Below are 18,122 nucleotides of genomic sequence, written 5' to 3'. Positions count from 1 at the left end.
AAGGTCGCCGTGCTCGCGATGACGGCCCGCCGCATCGGATGGCGCGCGCGCCCGTCAATCCTCGGGAGCGGCGGTCACCGTCTGCCGCTTGCCCAGCCGCTGCTCGCGCCAGACGATGAACAGCCCGCTGGCAATGATGATCGGTGCGCCCAGCCACGTCATCGGCGTGGGCAGCACCCCGAACAGCAGCCAGCCATACAGCGTCGCCCAGATCAGCCCGGAATAATCCATCGGCACCACGCTCGACACCGGGGCCAGCTTCGCCGCACCGGTCAGCGCCAATTGCCCCAGCCCTCCGACCATCCCGATCGCCGCCAGGTTCAGCCACGTCAGCGGATCGTGCGCCTTCAGCTGGAAGGCATAGGGCACCGCGATCAATGGCAGCGTCATCACCGAGAACCAGAAGACCGTCGTCCCCGACGGTTCGTCGCGCAACTGGCGCAGCAGGATCGCGACCAGCGCCACGAACAACGCCGCGAGCAGGCCGACGATCGCGCCGAACAGCGGCACGTGCGCGCCGCCGCCCGGCTGCGCCACCACCAGCACGCCCGCGAAGCCGACCAGCACCGCCGCCCAGCGTTTCGCGCCCGTCCGCTCCCGCAGCACCAGCGCGCCCAGGATCGTCGCGAAAATCGGCACCGTGAACTGGAACGTCGTCGCCTCGGCCAACGGCAGCAACAGCACCGCGCCGAACGTGAAGATCATGCCGACCACGCCCACCAGCGAGCGCGCCAGATGGCCCCTGATCCGCGTCGTCCGCAACGATCCCAGCCCGCGTGTGGCGGCGACGAAGGCTAGCACGATCGGCAGCGCGCATGCCTGTCGCCAGAACATCGTTTCGGGCAGCGAGGCACCGCGCGTCTCGGCCAGCTTCACCAGTGCCGACATCGTCGACAGGAAGAAGATCGCGAGCAGGCGCAAGGCGATGCCCTTCAGGACGCGGTCACCGGACATCCGCGCCTCGTAGCTGCCGCGCCGCAGCAAAGGAACCCCGCGCGTTGCCGCTTGGCGAGGGCCCCGTTTTGCCGCTATCGCCGCGCGCATGAAGCATGCTCTCTCCGTCACCCGCGAGGCCGATTTCTCCGCCTGGTATCAGTCCGTCATCGCCGAGGCCGACATGGCCGAGGAATCCGGCGTTCGCGGTTGCATGGTCATCCGCCCATGGGGCTACGGCATCTGGGAACGGTTCCAGCGGCTGCTCGACGACCGGATCAAGGCGACCGGTCACGAAAACTGCTATTTCCCGGTGTTCATCCCGCTATCCTATTTCGAGCAGGAGGCTGCGCACGTCGAAGGCTTCGCCAAGGAGATGGCGGTCGTCACGCACCATCGTCTGATCGCCGACGGGAAGGGCGGGCTGGTGCCCGACCCCGCCGCGAAGCTGGAGGAGCCGCTGGTCGTGCGCCCGACCAGCGAGACGGTGATCGGCCATGCCTTCGCGCGCTGGGTCCAGTCGTGGCGCGACTTGCCGGTGCTCATCAATCAATGGGCCAATGTCGTGCGGTGGGAGATGCGTACGCGGATGTTCCTGCGTACCGCCGAATTCCTGTGGCAGGAGGGGCATACCGCCCACGCCACCGCCGACGAGGCACGCGAGGAAACGCTGAAGATGCTGGAGGTCTATCGCGAGTTCGCCGAGGAGTGCGTCGCCGTTCCGGTGATCGCGGGTGAAAAGCCGGAGAACGAGCGTTTTCCCGGCGCGGTCGGCACCTGGTCGATCGAGGCGATGATGCAGGACGGCAAGGCGTTGCAGGCGGGCACCTCGCACTTCCTCGGCACCAACTTCGCGCAGGCCCAGAACATCCGCTTCCAGAATGCCGAGGGGCAGCTGGAGCACGCCAACACGACGAGCTGGGGCGTGTCGACACGGATGATCGGCGCGCTCATCATGGTGCACGGCGACGACGACGGGCTGCGCGTGCCGCCGCGCGTCGCGCCCTGGCAGGTGGTCATCGTCCCGATGCTGCGCGATGCGCCCGAGGACGAGGCGCTGGTCGCCTATTGCCGCGAATTGCAGCAGGCGCTGGCGAAAGAGAGCGCGTTCGGAGAGCCGGTGCGCGCGTTGCTCGATCTCAAGCCGGTGAAATCGACCACCAAGCGCTGGGGCTGGGTGAAGAAGGGTGCACCGGTCGTCATCGAGGTCGGCGGGCGCGACATGGCGGCGGGCAATATCTCCGTCATCCGCCGCGACCGGCTATACCGCGCCGATGGCAAGCTCGACAGTGCCGCGGTCGCCCGCGACGGCTTCGCCGCGGGCGCGCCGGCGTTGTTGGCGGAGATACAGCAGGCGTTGTTCGATCAGGCCAAGGCGCGTCTCGACGCGAACATCGCCCCGGCGGCGGACTGGGGCATCGTCGAGGCGCATTTCGCGGAAGGGGCGAAGAACCCGGGCTGGCTGGAAGTGCAATGGTCGCGCCCGACCGGCGCTGCGCTGGAGGCGGTCGTGGAGCGGTTGAAGACGCTGAAGCTGACGCTGCGCAATGCTCCGATGGGGCAGGCGGCGGCGGACGGCGCGTGCGTGTTTACCGGTGAAACGGCGGTAGAACGCGTGCTGGTCGGCCGCGCCTATTGACCGCATCGCGTCACCCCGGACCGGGTCCGGGGTGACGGTACGATGTCCGGGGTCGCGGCATGTCGACCCGATGCGGGCTGACCTGGTCTGCCCGCGACGGCGCGGTCAGAACCGCGTGCGCAGCGTCAGGCCATAGGTACGCGGTTCGGCCAGGAAGGACGTGAACAACTGATTCCCGACCCCGCCGAACGCCTGCACTTGCTGCTGGCTGCCCGCCCCCTGGAACGGCGCGTTGAAGGCGACCTGCTGGTAATCGGTGTCGAGCAGGTTCTGCGCCCATATCTCGACTGCCCAGCGATCGCGATCGCCGCGCAGGCCGATGCGCGCATTCACCAGCGTGAAGCCGTCCTGCTCCTTCTCGATGAACAGGTCCGACCCGGTGTTGTAATCCGACACCGTCCGCTGGTCGATGTAGAACAGCGCCGACATGCCCGAACTGCCGATCGGCGGGGACCAGCTGACCGACGTGGTGATGACGTTGCGCGGCGCGTTCGACATCTGCGAACCCGATAGCAGGAACAGTGCGGGATCGAGCGGTGCACCCCGGTCGGAGCCGACCAGATCGCGGCGGTACTTCGTGTCGGCGAAGGTATAGCCGAGGTTGAAGGCGAGATGCTCGACCGGATAGATGCCGGCTTCCGCCTCCACGCCCTGGCTGACCACGCCATATTTCACGTCGCCGGTGCACGCGCCGGTCGCCAGCGAAGCGTCGCGATCGGCGCCGCCCAGCCCGTCCGAGCACGATCCGATATTCTCGACAACGTAATTGGTGCCGTTGAAGGTGTTCAGCTGGAAGTTCTTGAACTCCGACCGGAAGCCGGCGAGGTTGAAGGTAAAGCGGCGGCTGGAGTATTTCACGCCGACTTCATAGGCGTTGACCGTCTCGGGATCGAAACGCAACCGCCCGGCATCGATATTGGCGATCGTCGCCGAGGTATAGGCATCGCCCAGATCGGAGCGGTCGAGGTTGTAACCGCCCGCCTTGTAGCCGCGCGAATAGCTGGCATAGGTCATCACGCGGTCGCTGGGCTTCCAGCTGAGCACCGCGGTGCCGGTAACCTGGTTCTCGCGCAGCTTGTCGCTGATCGTCCGGCCATTCAGCGCACTGGAGGAATTGCCGGTACAGGCCAACGTCGCGATCCCGCGGGTCAGCGCGGCAAGCTGGGGATTGTTAAACAGATTGCCGCCCTGTCCCGCGCCCAGCAGCGCCTGCACCTGCGGACAGACATTGTTGTTGTTGCCGAACGTGGCGTCGAAGTCCTTCTGCTCGCGCGTCCAGCGCAGGCCCGCGGTCAGCGACAGCGTGTCGGTCAGCCGCAGGATGTTGTGCGTGAATATCGCGAAGCTCTTGCTGTTCTGGTTGTAGACATCGCGCGTGGTGCCGAGATCGTTCAGCGTCGATAGCAGCCGGATGCTGCCCAGGACGATCGGGGTCGCCGCGCCGAATGCCGCGGTGGTGCCCGGCGCCTGACCTTGCAGGATCGCGGAGCCGGCCGCACTCAGGCAGCCCGGATTGGCGGGATTGCGCAGCGCGGCGTTGGGGTTGATCGTCGCAACGATCCGGCACGCCGCAAAGGCGCCGTAGTCGCGCCCGAACTTCAGATTGTCGACGACCTGAAGATCCTCGTTACTGAAGAAGCCGCCGACCAGCCAGTTCAGCCGATCGCCGAATGCCTCGCCGTTCAGCCGCAATTCCTGCGTGAAGGTGTGGAACTGACGGTAGTTGTTGCCGTCGTCCGGGCGATAGCCGATGTCGAGCACGTTGGCGTCGATGTCGTTCGCCCCGTCGGACTTGTATTCGCGATAGGCGGTGATCGAGGTCAGCGCCGCGCCGCCGAAGTTCCAGTCGATCTGTCCCGATCCGCCATATTCCCTGGTCACGTTGGAATAGGCGCGCCCCGGCGTGAACGCGATGCGCCGGCTGTAGGGATCGTTCCCGGACGGGAAGACGCTGCCGGCGGGGTAGCCGCGCAGTGCGCCGATCTGATTCATGACGCTGACGATGCGGTTGCCGCCCGGATTGATCGCGTAATCGCCGGGTGCGCCGGGGGTCGGATCGGTCTTCTCGCGGGTGTCGACGTAGACCGCCCCGCAGCATTTCTCGTCGCGGCGGGTATAGTCGCCGATCAGCCGCAGCGAGAAATCGGGCGATGGCTCCAGCAGCAATTGCCCGCGCACGAACCAGCGATCGCGGTTGTTGTAATCGGTGTCGTTGACGACGTCGCGGTAGAAGCCGTCGCGCTTCGATGCGACGCCATCGATGCGGAAGGCGAGCAGGTCCTTGACGATCGGCCCGGTCAACGCACCGGCGGCGCGGAAGAAATCGTAATTTCCGTACGTCCCCTCGGCATAGCCGCCGAAGTCGAACGACGGTGCCTTGGTATAGATGTTGATCGCGCCTGCGGACGAATTGCGTCCCGACAGCGTCCCCTGCGGCCCGCGCAGCACCTCGATCCGGTCGACCTCGCCCAGATCGTTCAGGCCGGAGCCGGTACGGCTGCGATAAACACCGTCGATGAACACCGCGACCGAGCTTTCCAGGCCGGGGTTGTCGCCGACCGTGCCGATGCCGCGGACGCGTGCCGAGGCATTGGCCTCCGATCCCGTCGACGACACGTTCAACGACGGCGCAAGCTGCGTCATCTGGCGGATGTCGGTCGCGCCCGAATTCTGCAACGACGCCTGGTTCACAGCGGTGATCGAGATCGGCACGTCGGCCAGCCGTTCGGCACGGCGCGTGGCGGTGACCACGATGTCGCCCGCGTTCATTACGCCGGTATCCCCGGCTTGCGCGGCGGCGGTATCGGCCTGTCCGGCCACGGCGGCGTTGGTGGTGACGGGGCTGGTCTGATCCTGCGCCACCGCCGGGGTGGCGAGGACCGCGGCGACGGTGGACAGAAGGGTGGCGGTAAGACGCATGGCGCTCTCTCTCCCAAAACATCCGAACTCTTTGAAGGTTCGGTATTGGGCGAGCGTAACGCAGCCTTCCTGCGCGTCCAGAGTTTTTCTGGGCCATCGTCGAATTTTCGAAGATCGTGTTGGCCGGACACAATTCCGCCGCGCGGGTGAGGCGCGGCGGACGTTACGGCATGCTGGCCGTTCGCAGGATCGGGGGCGTCTCCGCCCCGCGCATCATTTGGGTGCGAGCACCATCAACATCTGGCGGCCTTCCATGCGCGGATAGGCCTCCACCTTGGCGACGTCCTGCACCTGCTCGGCGACTCGCTGGAGCACGGCCATGCCCAACTGGCCATGGCTCAGCTCGCGCCCGCGGAAACGCATGGTGACCTTCACCTTGTCGCCCTCGCCGATGAACTCCGCCACCTTCTTCATCTTGGTGTCGTAATCATGGTCGTCGATGTTCGGACGCATCTTGATCTCCTTGATCTCCTGCGTCTTCTGCGACTTGCGGGCGAGGTTCGCCTTCTTCTGCGCCTCGTACTTGAACTTGCCGACGTCGAGGTACTTGGCGACGGGCGGATCGGCGTTCGGCGATACCTCGACCAGGTCGAGCCCGAGCTCCTTGGCCTGATCCATCGCCTCGCGCGTGTACATCACGCCAAGGTTCTCTCCCTCGTGATCGATCACGCGGACCTTGGGGCTCTGGATCCACTCATTGAACCGCGGGCCGTTCATCGGAGGCGCCTGATTGGGTCGGCGCATCATGGGAGGACGTATGGGTAAAGCTCCTAATACAATTACGGTCTCAACATAGGGCATCCGCAGGCGTTTTGAAAGACGTTCTCCCCGGGGACGATACGACGGGTTCGGAACGGGCAACCGCACGCGAGGGCAAGACAATCGCTTTCCCCGACCGCACTCGGCGGGCTGACCGGTCAGCGGCGCGGCGGACGCGGGGCGGGGGCATCCAGCAGGCTGCGCATCGCGGCATTGCGGTTCGCCAGTTCCGCACGTTCGTCGTCGGACAACCGGCCGTCACCGGCGTAGCGCGCGGTCAGTGTGTCGTTCACGTCGTTCTCGGCACGGGCGCGCCGCGCATCGCGATGCGATAGTCGCCCCGAGTCGCGTTCGCGGTGGATACGACGATCCACATCGCTGGTGCCCCGCACGACATCGACGGCGATCGGGCGGGGCGACCAGGACGGCGACGGTCGCCGGGTGGGGGCGGGTAGCCCGGCGCGTTGCGCGACGACGTCGGGCACGACGCCGAGCATGATGGCGAGGGCGGGCACGATGATCCGCATCCGGGTTCCTTCAGCGATCGACCGGCGCTACCCGCCGCATCCCGATCGTATCGCGACAGACGCCCCCCGTCCACCCGGCCCGCGTCAGCGCAGGTCCGGTGCCAGCGCCTCCTGCGTCAGCATCGCCACCGCCTCGTCCAGCGTCAGGAACGTCTGCGCCTGGCTGCCCAGCCGGCGCAGCGCGACCTTGCCTTCCTCGGCCTCGCGCTTGCCGACCACCAGCAGGTTCGGCACCTTGGCCACCGAATGCTCGCGTACCTTGTAATTGATCTTCTCGTTGCGCAGGTCGGTTTCCACGCGCAACCCGGCACGGCGCAACGTCTCCGCGACTTCGCGCGCGTAATCGTCGGCGTCGGAGACGATCGTCGCCACCACCGCCTGCACCGGCGACAGCCACAACGGGAAGCGCCCGGCGTGATGTTCGATCAGGATGCCGATGAACCGCTCGAACGTGCCCAAAATCGCGCGGTGCAGCATGACCGGACGATGGCGGTTGCCGTCCTCCCCCACGTATGATGCATCTAGCCGGTCGGGCAGCACGCGGTCGGACTGGATGGTGCCAACCTGCCATGTCCGTCCGATCGCATCGGTCAGGTGGAACTCCAGCTTGGGCGCATAGAACGCACCCTCGCCGGGCAGTTCCTCGAACCCGGCCTTGATCGGTTCGGGCAGGTCGGACGCCTGCACCGCGTCACGCAATTCCTGTTCGGACCGGTCCCACATCTCGTCAGATCCGAACCGTGCGTCCGGGCGCAGCGCCAGCTTCACCGCATAATCGGTGAAGCCCAGATCCTGATAGACCGAGTGCAGCAGTTCGCAGAACTTGCGGACCTCCTCGACCAGCTGATCCTCGCGCACGAAGATATGCGCGTCGTCCTGCGTGAACTGTCGCACACGCATGATGCCGTGCAGCGCGCCGTGCGGCTCGTTGCGGTGGCAGCAGCCGAACTCGGCCATGCGGATCGGTAGATCACGGTAGCTCTTGATCCCCTGCTTGAAGATCAGGACGTGCGCCGGGCAGTTCATCGGCTTCAGCGCCATCATGTCGGCATCGCCGGAGACGACCGCGCCCTCATCCTCGGTGTTCGGGATCTCGTCGGGCACCACGAACATGTTCTCGCGATACTTGCCCCAATGGCCCGATTGCTCCCACTGGCGGGCATCCATCAGCTGGGGGGTCTTCACCTCGGCGTAATCCGCCGCATCCAGACGACGACGCATATACGCCTCCATCTGCCGCCACAGGATATAACCCTTGGGGTGCCAGAATACCGAGCCTTGCGCCTCGGACTGGAGGTGGAACAGGTCCATCTCCGCGCCGATCTTGCGATGGTCGCGCTTGGCGGCTTCCTCCAGCATCGTGAGGTGCGCGTCGAGCTGCTTCTTGCTGAGCCAGCCGGTGCCGTAGATGCGGCTGAGCATCGCGTTCTTCTGGTCGCCGCGCCAATAGGCGCCCGACACGCGCGTCAGCTTGAAGGCGTTGGGATCGAGCCGCCCGGTGGTCGGCATGTGCGGGCCGCGGCACATGTCCAGCCACGCGCCCTGCCGATAGATCGTCAGCTCCTCGCCGTCGGGCAATTCGGCGGCCCATTCCGCCTTGAACGTCTCGCCTTGCTTCTGCCACGTCTCGATCAGCTGTTCGCGCGACCATATTTCGCGCGTGAACGGCTCGTTCCTGGCGATGATGCGCCGCATCTCCGCCTCGATCGCGGGCAGATCCTCATCGGTGAACGGGCGTGGCTTGCCGTCGATAACGGGCGGCGCGAAATCATAATAGAATCCGTCGTCCGTCGCCGGTCCGAACGTGATCTGCGTGCCGGGGAACAGGTGCTGCACCGCCTCCGCCATGACGTGCGCGAAATCGTGCCGGGCGAGTTCCAGCGCATCCGCCTCGTCCTTCTGCGTCACCAGCGCCAGCGCCGCGTCCTGCGTCAGCGGGCGGGTCAGATCGCGCAGCTCGCCATCGACGCGCGCCGCGATCGCCGCCTTGGCAAGCCCTGGCCCGATCGCGGCGGCGATGTCGGCGGGGGTGGTGCCGGATGCGACCTCGCGGACCGAACCGTCGGGCAGCGTGATCGAGAGCATTTCCATCGAAGGTCTTCCTGCGCAAAGTCGAAGCGACGGCCTAGCGATGCCGAACTCCGACGGAAAGAGTGGCGTGGCGAGTTATCGGGTGAAGCGGCCGCTCCGCGCCTCACCCGTTCGGGGCGGGCGGCGGCTCGCGTCAGATGAGGACGCGCGCGCCGGCCCCCGGACCCGGCCGGGTGATGGTGGTAGTGTGCGTCATCATCGGCGCAGCATAACCTGCACGTCGCATCCGCGCCAGCCATTCTCCCGACCGCCTGTGCTTCCTATATCGGCGTCATGCCCGCCGACGTCGTGTCCAACCCGCAATTCTACATCCTGCTCGGCGCGCTGTTCCTCGCGGCGGTGGCGGCGCGGCGCATTCCGGTATTGCGTACGCTGGTCAGCGTGGCGTTGTGGATCGGGGCAGGGCTGCTGCTCTACGCGGCGATCGCCGAGCGCGGTCGCTTCGATCCATGGCTCGGCCGCGCGGCGGCGGCGCTGAACCTCGACGATCAGAAGGTGGCCGGCGCGGAAACCCGGATCCGCATGAGCCGAGACGGTCACTTCTACGTCCGCGCCAGCCTTGGCGGGGTCGAGCGTCGCCTGCTGGTCGACAGCGGGGCGACGATCACCGCGCTGTCGCCGGCCACCGCCTCGGCTGCGGGGGTGGAAGTGAAGCCGGCGGTGTTCCCGGTCCTGCTCAAGACCGCCAACGGCACGATCCGCGCCGATACCGGCGAAATCGCAGAACTGCGTTTCGGCAACGTCGTCGCGCGCGATCTGGCGGTCGTGGTGTCGCCGGCGTTCGGCGACATCGACGTGCTGGGCATGAACTTCCTGTCGCGACTGAAAAGCTGGCGGGTCGAAGGCAAGACGCTGATCCTGACGCCCAACCATCCGCAGGATGCGGCGGAATCCTAGGCAGGTCCGACATCCGCCGTTTTGCGCATGCCGGATCGCGCCATCCACCCGTCGTTGGGAGCGTAGCGAAGCGATCCAGCGTTCCGCGCGACGCGCTGGCATGCTTCACGATGCCAGCGACTTTTTCCTTCGGACCGGACGTACGCCGGGGCGACGATCGCACCGTCCGTCGCGTGCCGCACGCCGGCCGACCTATCCGGCTGTCCTACATCGCCGGATCGGTGCAACCTCCGGGGTGATGCCCGTCCCGATCACGCCGCCGCGCAACGCCTGCCGTATTCCGGACGGACGACGTAGATGCTTCCGGCCCCGACGTGGTGTGATCTTTGTCAACTTCCGCAGCGGCGGGCGGTCACGCCACCCCGAACGGCACGACGCGATTCGCCTGGGTATGCCCGATTTCCGCGCGGCCGAGGTACGGCACGCCCAGATCGCGGCACCACCGGGTCATCATCGCGTCCAGCGGCTCGCCCCAGGCGGGCTCATTCTCCTTCACCGCGCTAACCGCGCCCAGCCGCACGCCCGCCACGCTGCGCAACTGGGTGGCGTTGCCCAGCGTGAACAGCATCCGGTCGATCGCGTACATCGCCTCGGACACTTCCTCGACGATCAGCACGTGATCGGCCAGGTCGGGCAGGTACGGCGTGCCGACCAGCGCGGCGAGGATCGACAGGTTGAACGCCGCTGCCGGCTGCCCGTCCAGCCCCGGCTCCAAAGTGCCGCGGTCGCCGCGCGCCAGCCAGCCGAGCGCCCGCGCCACCGTGGCGTCGCCGCCCCTGCGGCGGATGTCGCTGGCCATCGGCCCGTGCACCGGCCGCCCGATCCGCCGCGCGTACAACGCACCCAGCAGGAAGCCGACGTCGGAATAACCCAGGTATGTCTTGCGCCGCGCCGCCTCGCCCAGCTGCGGCATGATCGTGCCCAGCAAGCGGTTCGCGCCATAGCCACCGCGCAGAAACCAGATCGCGTCGAAGGCGGGATCGTTGGCATATTCCAGGAACGCCGCCGCGCGCACGGCGTCCGATCCGGCGAAATGCCCGTCATGCGCATGGCATTGCGGATGGAACACCAGATCAATCTCGGGATAGGCGACCGCGGCGAAGGCCGAGACGGGCGCGATCACGTCCGGGTTGGCGACGCTGCTTGCCGCCAGCACTCCGATCCGCATTGCTCCGCCTCCCGCTTGCCACTTGCCGGCAAAGCGCCGATAGCCCGCCGCCATGCATGACGGCAACGTGTCGGACCAGCGCTTCTTTCTGGTCGGTATCGGCGGATCGGGAATGATGCCGCTGGCGATGATCCTTCGTGGACGCGGCGCGACCGTGTCCGGCAGCGACCGCGGCCTCGATCAGGGGCGTGTGCCGGCCAAGTTCGATGGCCTGCGCGCGTTGGGGGTCGACCTGTTCGCGCAGGACGGCAGCGGCGTGGCGTCGCCCGACCAGATCGTGGTCGCCTCCGCCGCGGTGGAGGAAACGGTGGCCGACATGGTGGCCGCCGCGAAGCTCGGTTGCCGTCGCCTGTCGCGCGCCGAACTGAACGCCGCGCTGTTCAATGCCGCGGCGCAGCCGATCGGGGTGGCGGGGACCAGCGGCAAATCGACCGTCACGGGCATGATCGCGACGATCCTCCACGCCGCCGGACGCGACCCGACGGTGATGAACGGTGCGGTCATGAAGGATTTCGCGACCGCCGACCGCCCCTTCGCCAGCGCACTGGTCGGGCAGGGTACACCCTATGTCAGCGAGGTGGACGAAAGCGACGGGTCGATCGCGCTGTACCGGCCGTACGTGGCGGTGCTGAACAACGTCAGCCTCGACCACAAGACGCTCGACGAACTGAACCGTCTGTTCGGCGACTTCATCGGCCACGCGCGCGTCGCGGTGGTCAATGCCGACAACATGGATGCGGCGCGCCTCGCGATGGCGTTGCCACCGACGCGGGTCACGCGTTTCTCGCTGCGCGACGACAGTGCGGATCTGTTCGCCGCCGACATCGTCGCCGCGCCGTTCGCGATCCGCTTCACGCTGGTGGCGCGGGGCGAACGCATGCCCGTCGCCTTGCAGGTGCCGGGTCTCCACAACGTCGCCAACGCGCTTGCCGCGATCGGTGCGGCGCTGGCGGCGGACGTGTCGCTGGCCGACGCGATATCGGGCGTGGAGCGTTTCACCGGCCTGCGTCGGCGCTTCGACCTGGTCGGTCACGCAGGCGATGTCGCGGTGATCGACGATTTCGGTCACAATCCGGACAAGATCGCCGCGACGCTCGACACGCTCCATACCTTCCCCGGCCGCTTGATCGCGCTGTTCCAGCCGCACGGCTACGGCCCGTTGAAGGTCATGCGCACCGAACTGGCGGCGATGTTCGCGCAGCGCGTGCGAGGCGACGATCTGCTGGTGCTGTGCGATCCGGTCTATCAGGGCGGCACCGTGACGCGAGAGGTGACCAGTGCCGACGTGGTGCGTGACGTGCAGCTGGCCGGCGGGCAGGCGCTCCATATCCCGGACCGGGCGGCGGCGGCGGCGCATTGCGTGGCACTGGCGCGCCGCGGCGACCGCATCGTCGTCATGGGCGCGCGCGACGATACCCTGTCACTGCTCGCGGCGGAGATGGTGCGGATGCTCGGTGTAAAGTTCGCTTGACACAAAGCGCGTGCGACCTGTAAAGTTCGCTTCACATCGAGGCGAGGAGCGGGACGTGCGAATTCAGCCGGAGATAAAGCGCTACGGCCTGCGGCTTGGCATCACGATGGCGCTCTACGGCGTCACGCTGGTCGGGGTGAACCTCTGGTTCCGCCATGCGCCACCAACCGGCGTCCTCGCCTATGTCGCGGCCGTGTTGCCAGCGTTGCCGATCGCCGGCGTCTTCGTGGTGATCGGACGCCTGATCGTAGAGATGCGCGACGAATATATTCGCGCGCAGTTCATCCGTCACTCGCTGATCGCCACCGGCCTGACGCTGTCGATCACGACCGGCTGGGGCTTTCTCGAAGGTTTCGGCCTCGCTCGGCATATCGCGGGCTATTACGCCGCGACCATCTGGTTCTCGGCCTTCGGCCTCATCACCTGCGCGAATACGGTGATGATGTTGCGTGAGTGCCGCGCGGCGCGATGACCAACCATCTTCGCGCGCTCCGCACCGAGCGCGGCTGGAGCCAGCAGGAACTTGCCGGCCGGCTGGAGGTCAGCAGGCAGAGCGTGATCGCGATCGAGAACGGCCGCTACGATCCGTCGTTGCCGCTCGCCTTTCGCATCGCCGAGACGTTCGGGCTGCGCATTGAGGAGGTGTTCGTCAGCCCATCGGCCGGCTGACCCGCTTTCCCCACCCGGTTCGCGCTCCTATGTCCGCGGCCATGAGCATCGTGACATCGCAACCGCCACGGCCGCGCCTGGCCTATCATCACACGCCGGGTCGTGGCCCGACGATCGTCTTCCTGCCCGGCTATGCCTCCGACATGACCGGCGGCAAGGCGGTTGCGCTGGAGGCCTGGGCCAAGGGGCACGGGCGCGGCTTCCTGCGCTTCGACTATGGCGGCTGCGGCGCGTCGGAAGGCAAGTTCGAGGACCAGTCGCTGGCCGACTGGCGTGACGATGCGCTGGCGATGATCGACCACGTCGACGGGCCGGTGGTGCTGGTCGGGTCGTCGATGGGCGGGTGGATCGCGCTGCTCGCGGCGCTCGCCCGCCCGGATCGCGTCGCCGCGCTGGTCGGGATCGCCCCCGCGCCGGACTTCACCGACTGGGGCTTTTCGCAGGACGAGAAGATGTACCTGCTTCAGCACGGCCGGCTCGAACGACCCAACCCTTACGGTCCCGCGCCGACCGTCTACACCCGCCGCTTCTGGCAGTCGGGCGAAGCGAACCGGCTGATGGGCGGCGCGATCGCGTTCGACGGTCCGGTGCGGCTGCTGCAGGGGCAGGTCGATTCCGACGTGCCGTGGCACCGGACGTGCCGGCTGGCCGAACTGATCCGCTCCCCGCACGTTCAGACATGGCTGGTCAAGGACGGCGACCACCGGCTCTCGCGCGAGGATGACATCGCGCTGCTGGTGCGCGCGGTCGAGGATGTGGTGCCCTGACGGGCGGGAGCGTGAATGTGAAATACCTGCATACGATGATCCGGGTGACCGATCCGGACGCGACGATCGCCTTTTTCGAGGTGCTCGGCCTGAAGGAAGTGCGGCGGATGGAGAACGAGAAGGGGCGGTTCACGCTGATCTTCCTCGCGACCCCCGACGACATGAACGCGCCCGGCGAGCGCGCGAATGCCGAGGTCGAGCTGACCCATAACTGGGACGCGGAGGAATATACCGGCGGCCGCAACTTCGGCCATCTCGCCTATCGCGTCGAGGACATCTACGAAACGTGCCAGCGGCTGCTCGACCACGGCTACGTGATCCATCGCCCGCCCCGCGACGGTCACATGGCGTTCGTGAAGACGCCTGACGGCATCTCGATCGAACTGTTGCAGGACGGCACGCTCGAACCAGCGGAGCCGTGGCTGTCGATGCCGAACACCGGGAGCTGGTAGGATGCTGGAGGTCGTCCGCGTCCCCGTGCTCAGCGACAATTACGCATGGCTGCTCCACGACGCGGCGAGCGACGACACCGCCGTGATCGATCCCGGCGAGGCGCAGCCGCTGCTCGATGCGGCGCGGGCGCGGGGCTGGGCGATCGACGCGATCTGGCTGACGCACTGGCACCCCGACCATGTCGGCGGCGCGGCGGCGATCAAGGCGGCGACCGGCGCGCACGTGCTCGGCCCGGAGGCGGAACGCGCGAAGATCGGCGCGCTGGACAACGGCGTGGCGGAGGGGGATGTCGTCGCGCTTGGTGAAAGCCGCGCGGCGGTGTGGCATGTTCCCGGCCACACCGCAGGCCACGTCGCCTTCCACTTCGCCGACGACCAGATCGTCTTCACGGGCGACACGTTGTTCGCGCTGGGATGCGGGCGGCTGTTCGAAGGGACGGCGGCGGAGATGTTCGCCAACATGCAACGCTATGCCGCGCTGGACGATGCGACGCGGGTGTATTGCGGCCACGAATATACGCAGTCGAACGGCCGGTTCGCGTTGTCGGTCGATCCCGGCGACGCGGCGCTGGTGGCGCGGATGGCGGAGGTCGACCGGCTCCGCGCCGCCGGTGAGGCGACGGTGCCGACATCGATCGGCGTGGAGCGTGCCACCAACCCGTTCCTGCGCGCCGCGGACATCGCCAGCTTTGCCGACCTGCGGACGCGGAAAGATATTTACTGACGTACTGATTTCATTCGTTACCATATGCGAGAAGGAAGGAGCGTCGACCGATGCGATATCTGATGACCTTCACCGCCGCCGCCGCACTGGGCGCGGTGGCTGTCGTGGCCGCTCCGGTGCAGAAACCGGCCAAGCCCGACCGCAACAAACTGGCCTATGAGAAGCTGCTCGCCGGCAAGACCCCGGGCAAGCCGCAGGACTGTATCGACACCAGGCTGACCCGCCCGCAACTGACCGCCTACGACGGGAAGCTGCTCTACCGTGTCAGCAAGAAGCTGGTCTACGTCACCGAAACCGGAGGCGGGTGCGAGGCGGTGGCGCGCGGCGACGCGATCGTCACTCGCCAGTTCCAGACCCGGCTATGCCGCGGCGACATCGCGCAGACCGTCAATCTGCCCGCCCGCATCCCCAGCGGCAGTTGCGCCATGGGTGCGTTCGTACCCTATCGTTCCCAATAGGTGAGGAAGCCATGACCGAACCGACCGAAGACGACCTGACCGGCGTCGCCGTACGCCGTTCCCCCAAGGCGCAGATCGAGGAGATCGGCGGGCGCAGGCTGAAGCCCGCCACGCTGATGATGGGTCATGGCTACGATCCGGCGCTGTCCGAAGGCGCGCTGAAGCCGCCGGTGTTCCTGACCTCCACCTTCGTCTTTCCCAATGCCGCGGCGGGCAAGCGCCATTTCGAGGGGGTGACCGGCAAGCGGCCGGGCGGGGCGGAGGGGCTGGTCTATTCGCGCTTCAACGGCCCCAATCAGGAAATCCTTGAAGACCGGCTCGGCATCTGGGAGGGGGCGGAAGATGCGCTGACCTTCTCCAGCGGCATGTCGGCGATCGCGACGCTGTTCCTGTCGCTGGTGAAGCCCGGCGACACGATCGTCCACTCCGGTCCGCTCTATGCCGCCACGGAGACGCTGATCGCCCGCGTGCTGGGGCGGTTCGGGATCAACTGGCTCGACTTCCCCGCCGGTGCGACACGTGAGGAGATCGACGGGGTGCTGTCGCAGGCGAACGCCGCGGGTCGTGTCGCGCTGATCTATCTCGAAAGCCCCGCCAACCCCACCAACGCGCTGGTCGATGTCGAGGCGGTGCGCGCCAGCCGCGATGCGATCTTCGCCGATGCCGACGAGGTACCGCCGATCGCGATCGACAACACCTTCCTGGGGCCGCTGTGGTCGCAGCCGTTGCAGCATGGCGCGGACGCGGTGGTGTACAGCCTCACCAAATACGCCGGGGGGCATTCCGATCTGGTCGCGGGCGCGGTGCTGGGTGCCAAGCCGCTCATCAACACGATCCGCGCCATGCGCAACACGATCGGCACGATCTGCGACCCGAACACCGCCTGGATGCTGATGCGCAGCCTGGAGACGCTGGAACTGCGGATGAGCCGCGCGGGCGAGAATGCCGCCCGGGTATGCGGCTATCTGCGCGATCATCCGAAGGTCGAGCGCGTCGGCTATCTCGGTTTTCTCGCCGAGGCCGAGGGGCGGCAGGCCGATATCTATCGCCGCCACTGCACCGGCGGCGGCTCCACCTTTTCGCTCTACCTGAAGGGTGGCGAGCCGGAGGCGTTCCGGTTCCTCGATGCGCTGAAGATCGCCAAGCTGGCGGTCAGCCTGGGCGGCACCGAAACGCTCGCCAGCCATCCCGCGGGCATGACGCACCTGTCGGTCGCGGACGCGCGCAAGCAGGCGCTGGGCATCACCGACAACCTCGTGCGGATATCGATCGGCGTGGAGGATGCGGATGACCTGATCGCCGACATGGAGCAGGCGCTGGCGGCGGTCTGATGGTCGACACCGCCCGTCGCCTGTGACACGGCCGCGCGATGGAAACATTCGACGCGATCGTGCTGGGCGCGGGCGGGGCAGGATTGATGGCGGCGGCGGTGGCGGGGCAGCGTGGCCGCCATGTCGTCGTGCTCGACCATGCCGATGCTGCGGGCAAGAAGATCCTCATCTCGGGTGGTGGGCGCTGCAACTTCACCAACCTGCACACCGCGCCTGACCGTTACCTGTCCGCCAATCCGCATTTCGCCAAGTCCGCCCTCGGTCGCTACACCGCGCATGATTTCGTGGCGATGGTCGAGCGGCATGGCATCGCCTGGCATGAAAAGACGCTAGGCCAGTTGTTCTGCGACCGCTCCGCGCGGGAGATCGTCGCGATGCTGCTCGGCGAATGCGAACTGGGTGGGGTGGCGATCCGGCTCGGCCAGTCGCTCGGCGGAGAAATCGGCCACGCCGACGGGCGCTTCACCGTGCGCCATGGCGACCGCGGCTATACCGCGCCGGCGCTGCTGATCGCCACGGGTGGTCCCTCGATCCCGAAGATGGGCGCGACCGGCATCGCATACGACATCGCGCGGCGGTTCGGGTTGAAGGTGGTGGAGCCGCGCCCGGCGCTGGTGCCGTTGACGCTGTCGGGCGAGGAGACGCTGTTCCGGGCGCTCTCCGGCGTCGCGACCCCGGTGGTGGCGCGTGCGGGCAAGACCGCGTTCGCGGAGGCGGCGCTGTTCACACATCGCGGACTGTCCGGCCCCGCCATCCTGCAGGCGTCGAGCTATTGGCGACATGGCGAGCCGCTCGCGATCGATTTCCGGCCCGGTGCCGCGCCGGGGTGGCTGGCCGCCGCCAAGCGCGCCCGGCCGCGCGCGACGCTGGCGCAGGCGCTCGATCTGCCCGGACGTCTGGCGGAGGCGTTGGCCGAGCGGGTCGGCGTCGGCGAACTCGGCACCGCGACCGATCGCGCCCTGGCGGAGGCGGAACGGCAGCTGTCGGATTGGCATTTCCACCCGAATGGCACCGAAGGCTATGCCAAGGCGGAGGTCACCGTCGGCGGCATCGCCACCGCCGCGCTGTCGTCGCGGACGATGGAGGCCCGTGACGTGCCGGGATTGTACGCGATCGGTGAGGCGGTCGATGTCACCGGCTGGCTGGGCGGCTACAACTTCCAATGGGCATGGGCCAGCGGCTGGGCCGCCGGACAGGCGGTCTAGCGCCCGTGGGCGGAAGGTTGTGACTTCCGAGCAGCTTGCTGACAGGGTAGCTTTCCGACGCGCGAGGCTTGGTTGCGGCTTCGAGAGCTGAACCCGCCCGTTTAGCGACTCC

General features: G+C 67.3%; 17 protein-coding genes. 11 read left to right on the top strand and 6 right to left on the bottom strand.

From position 1 onward, the window contains the following. Positions 1 to 54 precede the first annotated feature (54 nt). Positions 55 to 954: a DMT family transporter gene (locus ASE95_RS13455; RefSeq protein ID WP_056637751.1), complete on the bottom strand. Its 900-nt coding sequence runs from the start codon at positions 952 to 954 to the stop codon at positions 55 to 57. 88 nt (positions 955 to 1,042) lie between these two features. On the opposite strand from ASE95_RS13455, the gene proS reads away from it, so the two are divergent. Then, a complete protein-coding gene (gene proS, locus ASE95_RS13450) occupies positions 1,043 to 2,572 on the top strand; it encodes a proline--tRNA ligase (protein WP_056637170.1) in 1,530 nt (509 codons plus the stop codon). Between the two features lie 105 nt (positions 2,573 to 2,677). On the opposite strand, the gene ASE95_RS13445 is transcribed toward proS, so the two are convergent. The 4 genes from ASE95_RS13445 to thrS all read right to left on the bottom strand — a co-directional run bounded on the left by ASE95_RS13445 (position 2,678) and on the right by thrS (position 8,862). Continuing rightward, positions 2,678 to 5,491, bottom strand: a complete 2,814-nt coding sequence (locus ASE95_RS13445; protein ID WP_056637167.1) for a TonB-dependent receptor — start codon at positions 5,489 to 5,491, stop codon at positions 2,678 to 2,680. A gap of 213 nt (positions 5,492 to 5,704) precedes the next feature. Next, the gene (gene infC / locus ASE95_RS13440; protein WP_056637164.1) at positions 5,705 to 6,238 is read right to left on the bottom strand and encodes a translation initiation factor IF-3; all 534 of its coding nucleotides are present in this window, start codon (positions 6,236 to 6,238) and stop codon (positions 5,705 to 5,707) included. Between the two features lie 170 nt (positions 6,239 to 6,408). Beyond that, positions 6,409 to 6,777 (bottom strand): hypothetical protein, encoded by a 369-nt coding sequence (locus tag ASE95_RS13435; RefSeq protein WP_056637161.1) that lies wholly within the window; start codon positions 6,775 to 6,777, stop codon positions 6,409 to 6,411. 84 nt (positions 6,778 to 6,861) lie between these two features. Further along, positions 6,862 to 8,862 (bottom strand): threonine--tRNA ligase, encoded by a 2,001-nt coding sequence (gene thrS / locus ASE95_RS13430; protein WP_056637748.1) that lies wholly within the window; start codon positions 8,860 to 8,862, stop codon positions 6,862 to 6,864. Positions 8,863 to 9,141: 279 nt separating this feature from the next. On the opposite strand from thrS, the gene ASE95_RS13425 reads away from it, so the two are divergent. Further along, the gene (locus ASE95_RS13425; protein WP_056637158.1) at positions 9,142 to 9,765 is read left to right on the top strand and encodes a retropepsin-like aspartic protease family protein; all 624 of its coding nucleotides are present in this window, start codon (positions 9,142 to 9,144) and stop codon (positions 9,763 to 9,765) included. Between the two features lie 352 nt (positions 9,766 to 10,117). Here ASE95_RS13425 and ASE95_RS13420 read toward each other — a convergent pair whose 3' ends face one another. After that, a complete protein-coding gene (locus ASE95_RS13420; protein ID WP_056637155.1) occupies positions 10,118 to 10,933 on the bottom strand; it encodes an LD-carboxypeptidase in 816 nt (271 codons plus the stop codon). A 52-nt stretch (positions 10,934 to 10,985) separates the two neighbouring features. Between ASE95_RS13420 and ASE95_RS13415 the strand changes: the two genes are divergently transcribed. The 9 genes from ASE95_RS13415 to ASE95_RS13375 are packed head-to-tail and all read left to right on the top strand — an operon-like array spanning position 10,986 to position 18,010. Beyond that, positions 10,986 to 12,404: a glutamate ligase domain-containing protein gene (locus tag ASE95_RS13415; protein WP_056637151.1), complete on the top strand. Its 1,419-nt coding sequence runs from the start codon at positions 10,986 to 10,988 to the stop codon at positions 12,402 to 12,404. A gap of 55 nt (positions 12,405 to 12,459) precedes the next feature. Continuing rightward, positions 12,460 to 12,876: a hypothetical protein gene (locus ASE95_RS13410; RefSeq protein ID WP_235528326.1), complete on the top strand. Its 417-nt coding sequence runs from the start codon at positions 12,460 to 12,462 to the stop codon at positions 12,874 to 12,876. Beyond that, the gene (locus tag ASE95_RS13405; protein WP_056637742.1) at positions 12,873 to 13,073 is read left to right on the top strand and encodes a helix-turn-helix transcriptional regulator; all 201 of its coding nucleotides are present in this window, start codon (positions 12,873 to 12,875) and stop codon (positions 13,071 to 13,073) included. Before ASE95_RS13410 ends, ASE95_RS13405 begins: the two co-directional genes overlap by 4 nt. A 41-nt stretch (positions 13,074 to 13,114) precedes the next feature. Beyond that, positions 13,115 to 13,840 (top strand): alpha/beta fold hydrolase, encoded by a 726-nt coding sequence (locus ASE95_RS13400; RefSeq protein ID WP_056637148.1) that lies wholly within the window; start codon positions 13,115 to 13,117, stop codon positions 13,838 to 13,840. Positions 13,841 to 13,857: 17 nt separating this feature from the next. Beyond that, entirely contained in the window at positions 13,858 to 14,292 is a 435-nt protein-coding gene (locus tag ASE95_RS13395) for a VOC family protein (RefSeq protein ID WP_056637738.1), read from the top strand. 1 nt (position 14,293) lies between these two features. Next, entirely contained in the window at positions 14,294 to 15,016 is a 723-nt protein-coding gene (gloB, locus tag ASE95_RS13390) for a hydroxyacylglutathione hydrolase (protein ID WP_056637145.1), read from the top strand. A 50-nt stretch (positions 15,017 to 15,066) separates the two neighbouring features. Next, positions 15,067 to 15,474, top strand: coding sequence for a hypothetical protein (locus tag ASE95_RS13385; RefSeq protein ID WP_056637143.1), 408 nt, complete (start codon positions 15,067 to 15,069; stop codon positions 15,472 to 15,474). An 11-nt stretch (positions 15,475 to 15,485) separates the two neighbouring features. Next, positions 15,486 to 16,805, top strand: a complete 1,320-nt coding sequence (locus tag ASE95_RS13380) for a cystathionine gamma-synthase family protein (RefSeq protein ID WP_056637140.1) — start codon at positions 15,486 to 15,488, stop codon at positions 16,803 to 16,805. A gap of 38 nt (positions 16,806 to 16,843) precedes the next feature. Then, positions 16,844 to 18,010: an NAD(P)/FAD-dependent oxidoreductase gene (locus ASE95_RS13375; protein WP_056637137.1), complete on the top strand. Its 1,167-nt coding sequence runs from the start codon at positions 16,844 to 16,846 to the stop codon at positions 18,008 to 18,010. Positions 18,011 to 18,122 lie beyond the last annotated feature (112 nt).

The sequence above is a fragment of the Sphingomonas sp. Leaf231 genome, assembly GCF_001421995.1.
In the GTDB taxonomy this organism is placed as follows: domain Bacteria; phylum Pseudomonadota; class Alphaproteobacteria; order Sphingomonadales; family Sphingomonadaceae; genus Sphingomonas.
Note: the sequence above shows the minus strand (reverse complement) of the source record. Positions and strands in the feature narration are given on the sequence as shown.

What these genes read in the sequence shown, in the direction of transcription:
- ASE95_RS13455 (WP_056637751.1), bottom strand. Translation starts at nt 954, where the DNA reads ATGTCCGGTGACCGCGTCCTGAAGGGCATCGCCTTGCGCCTGCTCGCG.
- proS (WP_056637170.1), top strand. Translation starts at nt 1,043, where the DNA reads ATGAAGCATGCTCTCTCCGTCACCCGCGAGGCCGATTTCTCCGCCTGG.
- ASE95_RS13445 (WP_056637167.1), bottom strand. Translation starts at nt 5,491, where the DNA reads ATGCGTCTTACCGCCACCCTTCTGTCCACCGTCGCCGCGGTCCTCGCC.
- infC (WP_056637164.1), bottom strand. Translation starts at nt 6,238, where the DNA reads ATGATGCGCCGACCCAATCAGGCGCCTCCGATGAACGGCCCGCGGTTC.
- ASE95_RS13435 (WP_056637161.1), bottom strand. Translation starts at nt 6,777, where the DNA reads ATGCGGATCATCGTGCCCGCCCTCGCCATCATGCTCGGCGTCGTGCCC.
- thrS (WP_056637748.1), bottom strand. Translation starts at nt 8,862, where the DNA reads ATGCTCTCGATCACGCTGCCCGACGGTTCGGTCCGCGAGGTCGCATCC.
- ASE95_RS13425 (WP_056637158.1), top strand. Translation starts at nt 9,142, where the DNA reads ATGCCCGCCGACGTCGTGTCCAACCCGCAATTCTACATCCTGCTCGGC.
- ASE95_RS13420 (WP_056637155.1), bottom strand. Translation starts at nt 10,933, where the DNA reads ATGCGGATCGGAGTGCTGGCGGCAAGCAGCGTCGCCAACCCGGACGTG.
- ASE95_RS13415 (WP_056637151.1), top strand. Translation starts at nt 10,986, where the DNA reads ATGCATGACGGCAACGTGTCGGACCAGCGCTTCTTTCTGGTCGGTATC.
- ASE95_RS13405 (WP_056637742.1), top strand. Translation starts at nt 12,873, where the DNA reads ATGACCAACCATCTTCGCGCGCTCCGCACCGAGCGCGGCTGGAGCCAG.
- ASE95_RS13400 (WP_056637148.1), top strand. Translation starts at nt 13,115, where the DNA reads ATGAGCATCGTGACATCGCAACCGCCACGGCCGCGCCTGGCCTATCAT.
- gloB (WP_056637145.1), top strand. Translation starts at nt 14,294, where the DNA reads ATGCTGGAGGTCGTCCGCGTCCCCGTGCTCAGCGACAATTACGCATGG.
- ASE95_RS13385 (WP_056637143.1), top strand. Translation starts at nt 15,067, where the DNA reads ATGCGATATCTGATGACCTTCACCGCCGCCGCCGCACTGGGCGCGGTG.
- ASE95_RS13380 (WP_056637140.1), top strand. Translation starts at nt 15,486, where the DNA reads ATGACCGAACCGACCGAAGACGACCTGACCGGCGTCGCCGTACGCCGT.
- ASE95_RS13375 (WP_056637137.1), top strand. Translation starts at nt 16,844, where the DNA reads ATGGAAACATTCGACGCGATCGTGCTGGGCGCGGGCGGGGCAGGATTG.